Here is a 14,754-nt window from a genome sequence, read left to right on the forward strand (position 1 = left end):
CCAGGACCGTCAGAAATAGACAACGATTTCTCGGAAGTCCCAGCCTTCAAAGCTTAGAAAAGCCATTTTACCTGTGTATATAGCACTGATAGCGCGATCCCCATAGGTAGACGCATCCGTCAGACATAGCCGGTATTGACACTATGACAGTGAGCTGTCATCTTTGGATCGTCGTGAGAACGCCAAAGGAGGCCTCACAGTGACCGACCTCAAGAGCTCCGTCCACGTCGCGGGTTCGGAACCTCATCCCGGACCGCCTGAGCAGATCAAAACCCTTCGGCCGGTTCTCTTTTGGTCGAGTCTCGGTGCGCTCTGTGTGGCGTTCGCCACCTACGTCTACATCTCGTGGATCGTCTCGGGCAACGCGACGCCGGCGGATCCGGGCCCCGACCCGATCCCGGGCGGCACCCAGTTGGCGATGACCGTCTTCCAGATCGCCTGCCCGATACTGGCTCTGGTCGCGATCGTGTATGTGGTGCGCAAGAGCCTGCGCGAGCGCCAGCTCTGCGTCGAGGCCGCTGTCGTTATCGCGTCAGCGATCGCGTGGTGGCACGACCCGCTGATCAACTGGTTCCAACCCGTGCTGTTCTACAACGCAGGGCTGGTCAACTTCAGCAACTGGATGGAGAACGTGCCCGGGTCGCTGAGCCCGGGTAGCCGGCTGATGGCCGAGCCCGTGCTGATGATCGGAATGATTTACATCTGGATGCCGTTGGCGATGGGCAAGCTCGCCTTCTGGGCGATGGATCGGGCGCGGCGACGGTGGCCGACGTTGGGGCCGGTGCGCACATTCTGCTGCGGCTGGCTTGCCGTCTATGTCATCGAGTTCCCCCTGGAGATCTTCGCCGTGCACCACGGCCTGGTCGGCTATCCGGCATCGATTCCCAGCGTGACGCTGTGGGCCGGGCAGACGGTACAAATTCCGCTGTACGGCCCCATTCTGTGGTCGCTGGTGCTCACGTCCAGTGGGGCGTTGATGTTCTTCCGCAACCGCAAGGGCCAGATCCGGGTGGAGGCGGGCGTCGAGACGCTGAAATGGGCGGGGGTTAAGACGAAGTCGCTGCTGCGTGTGCTGGCGGTCGCGGGTTTCTACCACGTCGTCGCGATCGGGGTGTACGACCTTCCGGTCAACCTCGCCGGTTTCTATGCCGGGCCGACCGACACCTACCCGACTTACCTGCGCACGCAGTATTGCGGGCCGGACACCCCGCGGCCCTGCCCCGACGGAACGCTGTTCGACGATCCGTAGTCCGCTACTTCAACACCGACGGCAGGGCGGCGAACTCCTGTCGAATCAGATCGTCCAGCGCACGGTTCGAGGCCAGCCACCGTTTCATCGCGCGCTCGACCAGCAGCATGCCGATTGCCGCAAGCAGATGGCACTCGTCGTCCGGCGAGGCCAGGCGGCGCCGCGCTGCGATCACCCGCGCAACGGTGTCGGCGTTGGCCTGATGGTTCTCGCGCTCGCGGCCCTGCAGCACATACGACGACGCCACCGCTTCGTGATACTGCGCGATCCTCTTGCGGATGCGCTTCAGGCCAGGCGCCAATAATGCGAAAGAATTCGCCATCGCCTCGTAATCCGACAACGAATCGTCCTGGGCGAGGAAGACTCCACTGAACGCGTGGATGAAGCCGTACTCGCCGGAGAACAGCACCGATTCCTTGGTCGGGAAATAGCGGAAGAAGGTCCGCGGCGACACGCCGGCTGCGTCGGCGATCTCGTCAGTTGTCGTCTGCTCATACCCGTTGGCGCTGAACAGGTTCAGGGCAGCTTCGAGTAGCGCCGTGCGTACCTTGTCCGCATGTTCGCTGCGCGGCGAACGATCGCCCCTCGCCATCGGTCATCCTCCTCGGCCATCTCGGCACGCTGTTGGCAATTCAACCACTTCGTCGTTGACACCCGTTGCCGCGCGGACGATACTCGTCAGTTGTGACAGTCTACTGTCATAGTTTGAGCGCGCAATCGTCCGCGCCTGGAAAGGGACCCGCACATGACCGACACAGCCTTGAACGGGACCGCCAACATCAACGATCTGCCGTTTGCGACGGATCGTTCCCGCGCCTGGAGGGAGCTGCGCGAAGCGGGTGAGGCAGTGACCTCCGGCGAGGAGATCATCCTGACCAGTGCCGCGGCGGTCGAGTTCGCAGCGAAGAAGCCGGAGATCTTCTCCTCCGCGCGAGCCTTCGACCGCCTCGGCAGCCCGGTTCCGCTCATTCCCATCGCCATCGATCCGCCCGAGCACACGCGGTTCCGGCGCATGCTGGACCCGTTCTTCAGCCCGAAGAAGATGGCCGAGCGCGAGCCGGAACTACGCAGGCAGGCTGGCGAGCTGATCGACGCGATCCAGGCCAAGGGGCACTGCGACGTCGTCGCCGACCTCGCTACCCCGTTCCCCTCGCAGGTGTTTCTCACACTGTTCGGGCTGCCGATGGCCGATCGCGACCGGCTGGTGCAGTGGAAGGACTCGATCCTGCAGTTCACCGACCCCAGCAGCGCTGAGGCGACGCCAGAGGTGCTCGCCCACGCGATGGAACTGTTCACCTATCTGACCGAACACATTGCCGAGCGGCGGGCCAACACCACAGGCAACGACATGCTGACCCAGCTGATGCAGAACAGCGAAGAGGGCGGCATGGACGACAACGAGATCCTGGGCCTGTGCTTCATGTTCGTGCTCGCCGGCTTGGACACTGTCACCTCCGCGGTGGGATTCTCGTTGGCAAAGCTGGCCGGGGATCCGCAGCTGCGGCGCCGGATCAGCAACGACTACAGCCTGATTCCCGCCTTCATCGAGGAACTGCTGCGCGTCGACGGACCCGTTCCCTTCGCCCCGCGCGTCACCACAGAGGAAGTCGAAGTCGCGGGCAGGGTGGTGCCGAAGGATACGACGGTCATGCTCAGCTATGGCAGCGCCGATCGCGACCCACGGCGCTACGACGACGCGGACAACGTCCATTTGGACAGCAAGGCAGTGCATTTCGCGTTCGGGCGTGGCCCGCACAGGTGTCTGGGCTCGCATCTCGCGCGGCTGGAGCTGCGGATCATTCTCGAGGAGTGGCACACCCGCATCCCCGAATACAGCGTGGCCGACGGCAAGGACCCGCAGATGCCGTGGCCCACCGGAACGATGGGGCTCAAATCGGTCCCGCTGGTGTTCAAGTAGTAAACGTCTGCCGAGAGTGTGGTTTCATACGCGACACGCCGCTCTTAGCGTACGAAACGGCACAGTCGAGTCACGACCTGCTCGCGCAAGTGGCTCATCCGACCTTGGGAATGACCTCTTCGGCGACCCAGTGCATATGTTCGAGGTAGGCGTTGAAGTCGTCGAGGGGCGGCGGGTTGACCCAGGTGTCGGTGACGCCGAGCTCGGCCAGCATGTTGCAGTTGTCGATCACCTGCTGGGCGCTCTGGCCGAACTGCGCGTTCGGATCGTCGACGACTGCATGCTCCTGGCCGACGGCCAGCACGGCGAGGCTATAGAACAGCGAGAACGGCCGGTCGTCGAAGCCCGGCTGGGACCGCAGATAGTCCATCTTGGCCGGCAGTTCCTCCGGCTTGGTGAGCCAGGGCGCCCAGCCATCACCGAATCGGGCCGCGCGACGCAGCACCGCGTCGGCGTCTCCGCCCATCCAGATCACCGGGTGCGGCTTGCGAATCGGCTTCGGTCCGAACGCCACGTCCTTGAATTTGACGAATTCACCTTCGAAACTCGGCGAGTCGCTGTGCCACAGCTCGAACATCGCCTCCAGACACTCGTCGGTGATCCGGCCGCGCTTGTTGAACGGGACGCCGATCATGTCGTACTCGTCTTTGAGCCAGCCCACCCCCACGGTGACCTGCGCCCGGCCGCCGGAAAACCAGTCCAACGTCGAGATGGCCTTGGCGGCGATCACGGGATTGTGCAGCGGCAGAATCGTCACCATCGATCCGACCTGAATCGTCGAGGTGGCACCGGCGATGAAGGCCTGGGCGGTGGTGGCGTCGAAGTAGTGGTCACCCGAAAGCTCGACGTGCCCGGTGGGCGTCAGGAAGTGCTCCGGCAGGAAGACCTGCGAGAACCCCAGCTGCTCGGCGGTGCGAGCGACACGAGCGATGTCGGCGCCTGTGAGGGCGTGCTCCCATGGTTGAGTGATCGCCGCGACGTGCATGGTGTTGGGCAGATAAACGCTGAATCGCATTGTGCGCCTTTCGGTTCGGCGACCCGGTGTGCCGTGTCGGGTCGGGCCGACGGCACCGAAGTCGTGACCCGCAAACAATATGGCAGCCCACTGTCAATCGTCAACAACGATGACGTACGGTGAGAGCAGTCTGACGTGACAGTCGCCTGTCGCAGGGGCCAGGAGGCAGATGAACGGCACCAGCGCTGAACTGACCGACCCGATCCGCGGAGAAACCGCACCGGATCGGCTCTGGACGCTGACCAACGTCGGCGAGGCGACCCCCGACATCCTGTCGCCGCTGTGCTGGTCGCTGTGGGGAAAGGGCGTCGAGTTCGCGTCGCGAGCAGGGATCTACGACTTCGGCGTGCTGCCGGCGTCGGCGCTGGTGGTCCCTGACGATCCGAACCAGTGGAGCACGGCGTGTTTTTTCGGCAGGCAGGCCATGAACGTGGATCGCGCCCGAGAACTCGCCGGTCTGCTGCCGGGGATGACCGGCGACGACTTCGAACGGGACCTGCTGGGTTCGGTCCGCCCCGACGCCACACCAACGAAGAGCAATCCGAAACGGTTGCCGGTTGTCGCCGTCAAGACCCCGCTGGTGCTCCTACGCAGCCGATCGGCCGCCCGCGACGCCTACACCAGGCAGATGTCCTGGTGGCGTGCCACTGTGCTGGCCGGTGACCACACCGACGCCAAGGCGTTGCTCGCCGACTCCGCGCAACGGTTCAGCGCGGTGATGCGCGTCCATGTACGCAGCCGGATGATTCTGAACGCGCTGCGCTCCCAGGTGGAGTCGATCGTGGCCAAGATGGGCCGCGCCGACCTGGTGCCCGTCTTGCTCGCCGGCTACGGCGGCGTCATCGAGACCGAACTCGCCGACGACGTGTGGTCGCTCGGCCAGGGCCGGCTGAGCATGGACGAATTTCTGTCCCGACACGGATTCCACGGCCCCAACGAGGGCAACGTGATCGGCCATTCGTGGCGCGAAGACCACGACGCGATCAAGCGTGCCGCGGCCGCACACGCCGGACGCGCCGAAGAGGAGCGCCCGAGGGTGCGCGTGCAGCGCGCGGTCGCCGCGCGGCAGCGCGCCGAGGCCGAGTTGCTTGCCACGCTCTCGCCGCTGCGGCGGCTGATGCTGCGGAAGTTGTTGTCCTTCACGGGGGAACATGTCAGAGCGGTCGAGCTGGGGAAGGCCGGCTTCCTGACCGCCATCGACGGCTGCCGCGCCGCCGCCGCGGCGCTGGGCCGTGACCTGACGCACGCAGGAATCCTCGATCGGCGCGACGACACGTTCTATCTGACCGTAGACGAGCTACTGGCACCGCTGCCGCCGAATGTGCGCGAACTGGTCGACTATCGTCGCGCTCGGCGCGACGAGTACCGGCGCATGCAGTTGCCCACCGTGTTCACCGGGATGCCATTGCCGATCGATGCCGGCGGGGACCCCGCCCGTCAGGACAGCACCGTACGCGGAATGCCTGCGGGCACAGGGGTATTCGAGGGCACGGTGCGCGTGGTGCTCGATGCCGAATCAGACGACACGATCGATGATGGCGAGGTGCTGGTCTGCAAGATGGTCGATCCGGGGTGGACCGCGCTGGTGTCGCTGGCCGGCGCGCTGGTGACCGACATCGGCAGCCCCGCCAGCCACGGCGCGATCGTCGCCCGCGAACTGGGCATCGCCTGTGTGGTGGGCACGGGCAACGGCACTAGTGTCCTGCACACCGGCGACGTGGTCCGGGTGGACGGGATTACCGGAGAGATCGCTGTGCTCCAACGGGCAGGAAGTTGAGAGGGTATGACATCCACGCAAATCGATCTGTCGTCGGGACTGCCGGCGTCGCGGGAGGAAACCGTTCGGACCTGCCCCGATGTGCCGGGGTGGACCGAGAACCTCTTGTTCACACCGTATGACCCGGTCAACGACGTCGGGATGTGGCTGCATCTCGGGACGGTGGCCGACATGTGGGAGATGTGGGAGGACCGGGTCCTCATCGCGCTTCCCGAAGATCAGGGTGTGCTCAGTATGTGGGCCTATCACCGCACGGCGCCGGAGCACCAGCCCGCCGGCTCGAACCTCGCGTTCCGCTGCGAGCGCCCGTTCACCAAATGGCGCATCACATTCGACGGATTTTGTGTGAAGTCTTCCTACGAGGCGATGCGCAGCGGCCTGGTCACCGACGGCCCGAAGGCCCACGTCCGGCTTGACTTGGACGTGGCGGGCTTGACACCGGTGTGGGACGCCGAATCGGGACCTGCCATTGCATCCGGTGCCGGCATGGCCGAACAGAGCTGGGCCCGTGAGCATTACGAGCAGCTCACCCGCGTGACCGGGGAAATGCGCATCGACGGCGAACCGATCCGTTTCGACGGCGGCGGGTGGCGTGACCACTCCCGCGGCCCGCGCGGCGCAGACACCCTCACCGACTGGGGTGGCCACGTCATCGTCGGGGGAGTGATGCCCAGCGGGCGCGCGTTCGGCTTGTGCCGCTACTGGGCGCGCGACGGCCGCGTCACCCTCGAGGGCTCCTATGTCGTGGAAGACGGGGCGCTGCGGCACGTGCAGGTGGACGAGATTCCGTCGCCCGCGGAGTTGTCGCGCGACGGAGAGCGCTTCACCGTGGCGTTTGACGGTGGCGCGCCGCTGACAGGGAAAGTGTGCTCGTCGTTGTGGCTGTCGATGGCCGACGGCCTGCCCTACGGGGTGCTCGAGCCCGCGCGCGCGTACACCGTCAGCTGGGCGGAGGTGACGTGGGGCGACGAGACCGGCCACGTCTATATCGAGCGGTCGAACCTGTCCGGCCGCTGAGCTGTAGCCGCCGTCGCCAAGAATCAGCACCATGTCCGGGACGCAAGCCCGCAGTCGGCTCGAGCACCAGCGCGACCGCTGGTACCGCGAGGGCTGGTACTCCCGGCGCACGCTCATCGACGCGTTGCAACAGGGTGCGGCCGAACATGGCGACACGCCAGTGGTTTTCGTGACCGACGGGGTTGAGACCGCCAACACCCCCGCCGGCATCTTCCGGCAATCCCAACAGGTGGCCGCCGGTTTGCAGGGGCTGGGTGTCGGGCTCGGTGACGCGGTGGCGGTGCAACTGACCAACCGGCTGGAGTGCGCGGTCGCCTTCGAGGCGGTACTCATGTGCGGGGCCATCTTGGTGCCGATCGTCCACATCTACGGCCCCCACGAGGTGGAATTCATCCTGGCCGAATCGCAGGCCAAGGCGCTGATCATGCCGGCCCGATACCGGTCTGCCTCCTACCTCGACCGCGTCGGTGAGTTCACGAAGATCCCCACCCTGCGGCATGTAGTGGTCGTCGATGCACCACCCGGCGACGGTTACCTCAGCTGGCCGGATCTGGCCGGCGGCCGATACCGTCACGCGTCACCGTCGGCTGATGACGTCGCCGTGCTGATCTACACCTCCGGCACCACGTCGGCTCCGAAAGGTGTTCAGCACAGCCACAATTCGATTCTCGCCGAGCAGCAGACGCTGCCCGACCTGGTGACCGGCGACGATGTGGTCCAGCTGGTCACCTTTCCGCCCGGCCACATCGCGGGGGTGGGATCGCTGCTGCGGCCACTGATCTCCGGATCCCGCGCGGTGTTCATGGACGGCTGGGATCCCGCCGCGGCAGTCGACCTGATCCACCGGCATCGCATCACGGCAACGGCAGGAACTCCGTTTCATCTGGAGGGCTTGCTCGACCTCGGCGACACCGGCCAGAAGCTCGCCACGCTGCGGGAATTCCTCGTCGGTGCGGCCACCGTCACCGAAGAACAGGGCAGACGCGCGGCCGCAGCGGGCATCAACACCTATCGCTGCTACGGCTCCACCGAGCAGCCCACCATCACCTCGGCCCGGTCCTACGACCCCGCGCCGGCCCGGATGGGCACCGACGGTCTACCGATGCGAGGCGTGAGCGTGCGCGTCATCGGCCCGGATGGCGCCGAGCAGCCGGTCGGAGTGGACGGCGAGGTCGTCACGCAAGGACCCGACCAGTTCATCGGCTATCGAGACCCAGCCCTGGATGCCGAGGCGTTCACCGCCGACGGCTGGTTGCGCACAGGCGATCTCGGGCACCTGGATGCCGACGGCCGGTTGACTGTCACCGATCGCATCAAGGACGTCATCATCCGCGGCGGCGAAACCATCTCGTCCGGACAGGTCGAAGACGTCCTCAATGCGCATCCTGCCGTCGTCGAGGGCGCCGTGGTGGCCGCGCCGCATCCCCGCTACGGCGACGTGGTCGCCGCGGTGGTCGTCCTCAAGCCGGGCACCGCGCTGGACCTCGACGGCCTGCGCGACCATTTCGCCGCATCCGGGCTCGCCAAACAGAAGACTCCGGAGCGACTGGTGATCGTCGACGCGCTGCCCCGCACCTCGATGGGCAAGGTACGCAAGGCCGAACTTCGTAAGGAGCACTTTGAAAATCCGTGACAAGGTCTTCGTCGTCACCGGCGCAGCGAATGGGATGGGCCGACACGTTGCGCTGTTGCTTGTCGACAAGGGGGCTCGGGTGGCCGCCGTCGACATCGACGAAGCGGGCCTGAAAGCGGCTGTGGCGCTTGCCGGTCCGCGAGCCGGCCAGGTCTCCACGCACGTCATCGACGTGGTCGACCGGTCGGCCACCGGTGCACTGCCCGACGCGGTCGTCGCGGCCCACGACGCAGTCGACGGACTGGTCAACGTCGCGGGCATCATCCATCGCTTCGCCCGGCTCAACGAGCTGGACTTCGGCGAGATCGAGCGGGTGTTGAACATCAACCTCTACGGCGTGCTCAACATGACGAAGGCGTTCCTGCCGCATCTGCTCAAACGTCCGACGGCGCACATCACCATCGTGTCGAGCATGGCGTCGTATGCCCCGGTGCCGGGGCAGGCGATCTACGGCGCCTCCAAGGCGGCGGTCAAAATGCTTGCGGAGGGCCTCAATTCCGAACTGCGAGGCACCGATGTGCGCGTCAGCGTCGTGTTCCCGGGAGCGGTCAGGACGGAGATTGCGGTCAATTCGGGCGCGATGACCCCGCAGGAGAACGAGGCAACGGCGAACACGATGCGGATGCTGCCGGCGCCGGTCGCGGCCGCCAAGATCGTCCGCGGCATCGAGAAGGATTCCTACCGGGTATTCGCAGGGTTCGACGCATTCCTGTTGGACAAACTGAACCGGGTCGCGCCGCAGCTGGTCGCCAAGCTGATCAACAGGCAGATGCGCGACGTCCTGCCGCCGCGCTAAGCGCTGAGCAGCTTGCTGGTGCCCAGATCCGAGTACGCCTCGGCGAATCGGCCGAGCACCGCGGAGACGATCTCCACCGAATACATCTGATCCGGGGTGATCGCCCACATGCAAAAGCCCCACGCCGGGCTCTCGCGGTAGGCGGTCCACATCTGCTCACGATCCGGCGCCGACGTCACCCCGGCGTCCAGTAGCCGGCCGCGGTAATTGTCGAGCAGTTCCCGCTCGTGTGCGCGACGGAGTTCCGGCGGCAGCGCACCGATGAGCGCATAGCCGACGTCGTGCGACCACGACCCTCGCCGCACCAGTTGCCAGTCCAGAATGCCCATCCGGCCATCGGGCAGTGCGTACGTGTTGCGCGGGTGTGGGTCGCCGTGCAGCAGCGTGATCGGGTCACGAGCGATGCGCTCCTGCAGCTTCCAGAACGCCGCCTCCATCGTGTCCGCGTCGGCGCCTGCGGCGTTGAGCTGCTCCTTCTTGTGCGGATGCTCGAGGAAGGCGCGGATGATCGCAAACCCACTGGCGCGCAGGAACTCTGCGAATCCGCCGGTGAGGGGGTGCTGCAGCCAGGACAGGTCGCCGCCCTCGGCCAATCGCGGGCTGTCCCAGAACGGGGCGTGCACCTGGCTCAGGGTGAACAGCAGCTCATCGACCTGCTCCACCGAAAGCCCCGCGACCGCATCGGGAACCTGCGCTCCGCGCAACGTGATGTCTTCGCCCACGATGATGAACTGCGACGGGCCGTCGAGGTGATCGGCGAAGTAGGTCGTCATCGTCTCGACGTTCAGATCCGCGCGAAGATCGCGGTAGAAGCGGGTCTCGTCGTCGAGGAGCACGGTTCCGCCGCCACCCTGCGACAGCTCGACATCCACGGCGTCGGGCAGGTCGTGCACCGTGCTCAGCTGCGTCTTGAGAAAGAGGTTGCGCGGCAGTCGGGTAGCGGGATCGGCGTACTCCACATCGAGATGTACATGAGAGGTGGTGCCCTGCCAGGTGTGTCGCACCGCGATGTCGGTGACCACCACGCCGGGGTCGCTGTGGCGCAGCAGCGAGGTCAGCACCTCGGGCGTGATGTCCTCTGCGGAGCGCAGTGTGATGGGCAGGGCTTGGCTGGTCATCGCGATCCTCTTCGTTGAGCGCTCGTTTAACTATGACAGTCAACTGTCACAATGTCACGGTAGCACCAGCCGGCGCGAAACGGCGCGCTTCCTCAGGGACCGATGGGCTGACGGCGTGGACGTGTGCGCGGCGACAAGCGTCGGATGGTGTGCATCAATTGAGCCGGCGGCTCCGCCGCAGGCCGCCGCATGACCGCCTCTTTATGGCCTGTCGCGGTTGGTCGGTCCCCGCTACGCCGGGCCAGTTTCGTGATGTCGTGGATCACCACACTCTTGCCCTCTACGGTGATCCAGCCACGTTTGACGAAGTCGCCGAGCGCCTTATTGACCGTCTCACGTGAGGCACCGACCAGTTGGGCGAGTTCCTCTTGGGTCAGGCCGTGCGCCACGCGTACGGCCGCCCCCTCCGGTTCGCCAAACCGGCGCGCCAGATGCAGAAGCTGCTTGGCAACTCGACCGGGCACGTCGGTGAAAATCATGTCCGACAAAGCGTCCTGGGTGCGGCGCAGTCGACGGGCGAGCACCTGCAGCAGCTGCTCGCCGGTCTGGGGCCAGCCCGCGATCCAGCGGCGCAATGCCGCGCGATCCATCGACATCGCCTGCACGGCAGACACAGCGGTCGCGGTCGATGTCCGCGGGCCGGGATCGAAGATCGACAGTTCACCGAACATGTCAGAGGGGCCCATGATGGCCAGCAGGTTCTCGCGGCCATCGTCCATCCGGCGACCGATTTTCACTTTGCCGTTGATGATGATGAATAACCGATCGCCCGGATCCCCTTGTGCGAACACGGTGTGCCCGCGTGGAAAATACACCGGCCGCAGGTCAGCGATCAGCGACGATACGGCCTCCGATTCGACCCCTTGAAAGATCCCTGCCCTGGCCAAGACGGCGTAGGTGTCCGTAGACGAGGGCATCGCGGCTCCTTCCAGCGGCTGGCCCTCGAGTATATGATAGCTATAACTATTTATCTATATTGTTCCCCCGGTGGCCGGAACTAAGCATTCTCATTGACTATGACAGTTGACTGTCATACTGTCGCGGTAGCACCAGCTGACGTGAAAGGCGTGTCATCGATGGCTCACAACCTCTTCATTGCGTTGACCAACCCGATCGCGGGCGAAGACGACGCCTTCAACAAGTGGTACGACACCCAGCATGTCCCCGAAGTGCTCGACGTACCCGGCGTCGTGGCTGCGCAGCGATACGACATCGTGGACCTGCCGGTTCCCGACGATCCGGATCTACCTGCCCAACTGCCGCCGCCGACCCACCGCTACATGGTGATCTACGAGCTGGATCAGGACCCCGAAGTCGTCATGGGCGAGTTCCTCAAGCGGGTCATGGCGGGCACGATGTCGCTGGGCGAGTGGCTCGACCTGAGCACCGTGTCGCTGAATGGTTGGAAGCCGCGCGGCGAACGCGTGGTGGCGGGGTCGTAGTGGGGGACCTTCTGGCCGTCATGCATGCCCAGCGTGCGTGCCGGCGGTTCGACCCTGACGGCAAGGTGCTCGACGCCGACCTGGAGCGCATCCTCGAGTCCGCCGTTCACGCCCCGAGTGCCGAGAACACCCAGCCGTGGTCGTTCGTCGTGGTCCGAAACGAGGAGACCAGAGCCCAGCTGGCCGACTGGTGGACCGAGACGTGGAATGCGGGAGGCGGCGACTTCATCCGGCAGAGCGTCGACGACAAGGCGTTGGTCGCCGACCTCGAATACGGCTTCAACCGTGGGGGATTCGCTGCGGCGCCCGTGGTCGTCGTAGTCTGCGCCGACACCGAACGGGTGCCGGAGATCTATGCCGCCTCCTCGATTTATCCGGCGGTGCAGAATCTGCTGCTCGCCGCGGCCGATCTGGGCTACGCGTCCTGCCTGACGACCGGGCTGACCACCTTCGGCGTTGACCGGGTGCGCGAGAAGCTCCAGCTGCCCGACACGCTGCTGCCCATGGCTGCGGTGTACCTCGGCAAGTCCGCGAGGAAGCTGTCGCCGCCGCGTCGCCGCCCCGCCCTCTCGGTGACATATCGCGAACGGTTCGGCAATCCCTGGTGACAATCATGACGAGAATGGAGCACTGCCAATGGCATTGGCGATAACCGAGGAGCACCGCGCGCTCGCCGACGTCGCCAAGGCGATGGTCGCCGGACGCTCGGGCACGGCGGGTGCACGCCGCATCCTGCTCGATCCGAAGACAGAGGGGCGCTGGTGGCGTGAGGACGGCTTGTGGAAGGAGATCGTCTCGACCGGCTGGCTCGGCCTGCACGTCGACCCGCAGTTCGGTGGCGAGGGGTACGGACTGCCCGAGTTGACGATCGTGCTGGAGCAGCTGGGCCGCGCCGCCATCGCCGGCCCGTTTCTGCCGACCGTCGCGGCGTCCGCGGTGATCGCCGAGGCTTGCACCGACGAACAGCGCGAGCGCTGGCTGCCGGGGCTGACGTCTGGTGACATCGTGGCCGGCATCGGCGCGAAGAGCACTGCGACGCAAACGGATTCGGTCGTCAATGGCGATGTGGTCGCCGCGCTGGCGGAATCGGCCGCGGACATTTTCCTGATCCCTGTCGGCGACGATCTTGTGCTGGTCGAGGCGGGCACTGGCGTCACGACGCGAAGGATCGACTCGGTCGACCAGGTCATGCGACCGATTACGGTGCTGAGCTTATCGTCGACTCCTGTCGCCGACGTCTTCCCCGGCGCCGCCCGCACCGCTTCCCGGATCGTTCGGCTCCTGGCTGCCGCCGAGGCGGTCGGCGGTCTTGCCGCCTGCACCGAGATGGCGACAGCCTACGCGGCGACACGCGAACAGTTCGGCCGTCCGATCGGCTCGTTCCAGGCCGTCAAGCACCATTGCGCGAACATGCTTGTCGACACCGAACTGGCGGTGGCTGTCACATGGGATGCCGCGCGCGCCAATGGGTCTGAAGCCGAGCTGGCGGCGACGATGGCCGCCGGCCACGTACTGCCCGCATACCAGCGGGTGGCACTGCAGAACGTGCAGGTGCACGGCGGCATCGGCTACACCTGGGAACACGACGCTCACCTGTATGTCCGGCGGGCAACGGTGCTACTCACGTTCGTCGGCGGGCAGGAAGCGTTGCGCGACAAGGTGACCGAACTCCAGAAGGGCGGCCACCGGCGCCGCCACTCGGTCGATCTGCCGCCAGAGGCAGAGCAATATCGCAGAGCCGCCGAGGAATTCCGGGCAACGCTGGTGGGCACCGACCCCACCGAACAACAGAAGCTCTGGGCCCGTAGCGGATACCTTCAGCCGCATTGGCCGAAACCGTACGGCCGGGCCGCCGACTCCGTCGAACAGTTGATCATCGAGGAAGTGCTCGACGGACTCGAGAAGCCCAGTCTGGGACTGGGCGAGTGGGTGGTGCCCACCCTGCTGCAGCACGGAAGCGACGAACAGATTGAGCGCTTGATATGGCCCAGTCTCGAAGGAGAGTTGCGCTGGTGCCAGCTGTTCAGTGAACCGGGCGCGGGCTCGGATGCGGCGGCAGTGGCGACCAAGGCAAGAAAGGTCGACGGCGGCTGGTTGGTGACCGGGCAGAAGGTGTGGACCAGCGACGCCATGAACTGCCAACGCGGCCTGGCCACCGTGCGCACCGATCCGAACGCGCCCAAACACAAGGGCATCACCGCGATGGTGATCGACCTCGGCGATCCAGGTGTCCGGATCCAGCCGCTCACCGAGATCACCGGCGAGACATTGTTCAACGAGGTGTTCTTCGACGACGTCTTCGTGCCCGACCGCGACGTCGTCGGCGCAGTGAACGCGGGCTGGACCGTCGCGATGGCGACGCTGGGCAACGAGCGGGTGTCGATCGGCGGCGGTTCGGTGACCATGGGGGCCGATGCGCTGCTCGACCTGCTCACACGGCATCGGTCCGACGACAGCGGCCTGGCGCGCGATGTCGGCGCACTGCTCATCGAGTCGTATGCCGCTGGCGCGCTGAACCTTCGGCAGGCCGCCCGCGCGGTGTTCGACACCGGTCCCGGGATCGAGGGCAACATCGCCAAACTGTTCGGCGCCGAGCACGCCCAACGGGTCGCAGAGCTGGCGCTGCGCATCGCGGGGGGTTCCCTGCTCGTCGGAGGCGAAGGCGACGTGTTGCACGACTACCTGTTCAGTCGATGCCTGACCATCGCGGGCGGGACGTCCGAGGTCGTCAGGAATCTCATCGCCGAACGCATTCTCGGACTGCCCCGAGAGCCAGTGGCGAGATAGAT

Annotated in this window: 13 protein-coding genes; 9 read left to right on the plus strand and 4 right to left on the minus strand. The window is 65.7% G+C overall.

Annotation, left to right across the window (positions count from 1 at the left end; genetic code table 11):
- Positions 1 to 199 precede the first annotated feature (199 nt).
- The gene (locus CWS39_RS05850; RefSeq protein WP_158240322.1) at positions 200 to 1,249 is read left to right on the plus strand and encodes a spirocyclase AveC family protein; all 1,050 of its coding nucleotides are present in this window, start codon (positions 200 to 202) and stop codon (positions 1,247 to 1,249) included.
- Between the two features lie 4 nt (positions 1,250 to 1,253).
- Here the strand turns inward: CWS39_RS05850 and CWS39_RS05855 are convergent, their stop codons facing one another.
- A complete protein-coding gene (locus tag CWS39_RS05855) occupies positions 1,254 to 1,841 on the minus strand; it encodes a TetR family transcriptional regulator (protein ID WP_102141966.1) in 588 nt (195 codons plus the stop codon).
- 153 nt (positions 1,842 to 1,994) lie between these two features.
- Here CWS39_RS05855 and CWS39_RS05860 point away from each other — a divergent pair, with 153 nt between their 5' ends.
- On the plus strand, positions 1,995 to 3,167 hold the full coding sequence (locus CWS39_RS05860) for a cytochrome P450 (protein WP_102141967.1): 1,173 nt from the start codon (positions 1,995 to 1,997) through the stop codon (positions 3,165 to 3,167).
- 94 nt (positions 3,168 to 3,261) lie between these two features.
- On the opposite strand, the gene CWS39_RS05865 is transcribed toward CWS39_RS05860, so the two are convergent.
- Complete coding sequence (locus tag CWS39_RS05865; protein ID WP_102141968.1) at positions 3,262 to 4,182, minus strand: TIGR03619 family F420-dependent LLM class oxidoreductase; 921 nt, start codon at positions 4,180 to 4,182, stop codon at positions 3,262 to 3,264.
- A 169-nt stretch (positions 4,183 to 4,351) separates the two neighbouring features.
- On the opposite strand from CWS39_RS05865, the gene CWS39_RS05870 reads away from it, so the two are divergent.
- Genes CWS39_RS05870 through CWS39_RS05885 form a run of 4 tightly spaced genes read left to right on the plus strand, consistent with a single transcriptional unit; the run spans position 4,352 to position 9,405 of the window.
- Positions 4,352 to 5,959 (plus strand): PEP-utilizing enzyme, encoded by a 1,608-nt coding sequence (locus CWS39_RS05870; RefSeq protein WP_102141969.1) that lies wholly within the window; start codon positions 4,352 to 4,354, stop codon positions 5,957 to 5,959.
- Positions 5,960 to 5,965: 6 nt separating this feature from the next.
- Positions 5,966 to 6,976 (plus strand): DUF7064 domain-containing protein, encoded by a 1,011-nt coding sequence (locus CWS39_RS05875; RefSeq protein ID WP_102141970.1) that lies wholly within the window; start codon positions 5,966 to 5,968, stop codon positions 6,974 to 6,976.
- A gap of 31 nt (positions 6,977 to 7,007) precedes the next feature.
- Entirely contained in the window at positions 7,008 to 8,609 is a 1,602-nt protein-coding gene (locus CWS39_RS05880) for a class I adenylate-forming enzyme family protein (RefSeq protein ID WP_102141971.1), read from the plus strand.
- On the plus strand, positions 8,596 to 9,405 hold the full coding sequence (locus tag CWS39_RS05885) for an SDR family NAD(P)-dependent oxidoreductase (RefSeq protein WP_102141972.1): 810 nt from the start codon (positions 8,596 to 8,598) through the stop codon (positions 9,403 to 9,405). Before CWS39_RS05880 ends, CWS39_RS05885 begins: the two co-directional genes overlap by 14 nt.
- On the opposite strand, the gene CWS39_RS05890 is transcribed toward CWS39_RS05885, so the two are convergent.
- A complete protein-coding gene (locus CWS39_RS05890; RefSeq protein WP_102141973.1) occupies positions 9,402 to 10,523 on the minus strand; it encodes a phosphotransferase in 1,122 nt (373 codons plus the stop codon). The two genes, CWS39_RS05885 and CWS39_RS05890, sit on opposite strands and share 4 nt — an antisense overlap.
- 92 nt (positions 10,524 to 10,615) lie before the next feature.
- A complete protein-coding gene (locus tag CWS39_RS05895) occupies positions 10,616 to 11,440 on the minus strand; it encodes a Crp/Fnr family transcriptional regulator (protein WP_102141974.1) in 825 nt (274 codons plus the stop codon).
- A gap of 159 nt (positions 11,441 to 11,599) precedes the next feature.
- Here CWS39_RS05895 and CWS39_RS05900 point away from each other — a divergent pair, with 159 nt between their 5' ends.
- The 3 genes from CWS39_RS05900 to CWS39_RS05910 are packed head-to-tail and all read left to right on the plus strand — an operon-like array spanning position 11,600 to position 14,752.
- Positions 11,600 to 11,965, plus strand: a complete 366-nt coding sequence (locus tag CWS39_RS05900; protein WP_102142145.1) for a DUF4286 family protein — start codon at positions 11,600 to 11,602, stop codon at positions 11,963 to 11,965.
- On the plus strand, positions 11,965 to 12,573 hold the full coding sequence (locus tag CWS39_RS05905) for a nitroreductase family protein (RefSeq protein WP_102141975.1): 609 nt from the start codon (positions 11,965 to 11,967) through the stop codon (positions 12,571 to 12,573). The genes CWS39_RS05900 and CWS39_RS05905 overlap by 1 nt, the downstream gene beginning before the upstream one ends.
- A 28-nt stretch (positions 12,574 to 12,601) precedes the next feature.
- The gene (locus CWS39_RS05910) at positions 12,602 to 14,752 is read left to right on the plus strand and encodes an acyl-CoA dehydrogenase family protein (protein ID WP_102141976.1); all 2,151 of its coding nucleotides are present in this window, start codon (positions 12,602 to 12,604) and stop codon (positions 14,750 to 14,752) included.
- Positions 14,753 to 14,754 lie beyond the last annotated feature (2 nt).

Origin of the sequence: Mycobacterium hubeiense, from assembly GCF_002838065.1 — a bacterium.
GTDB lineage: Bacteria > Actinomycetota > Actinomycetes > Mycobacteriales > Mycobacteriaceae > Mycobacterium > Mycobacterium hubeiense.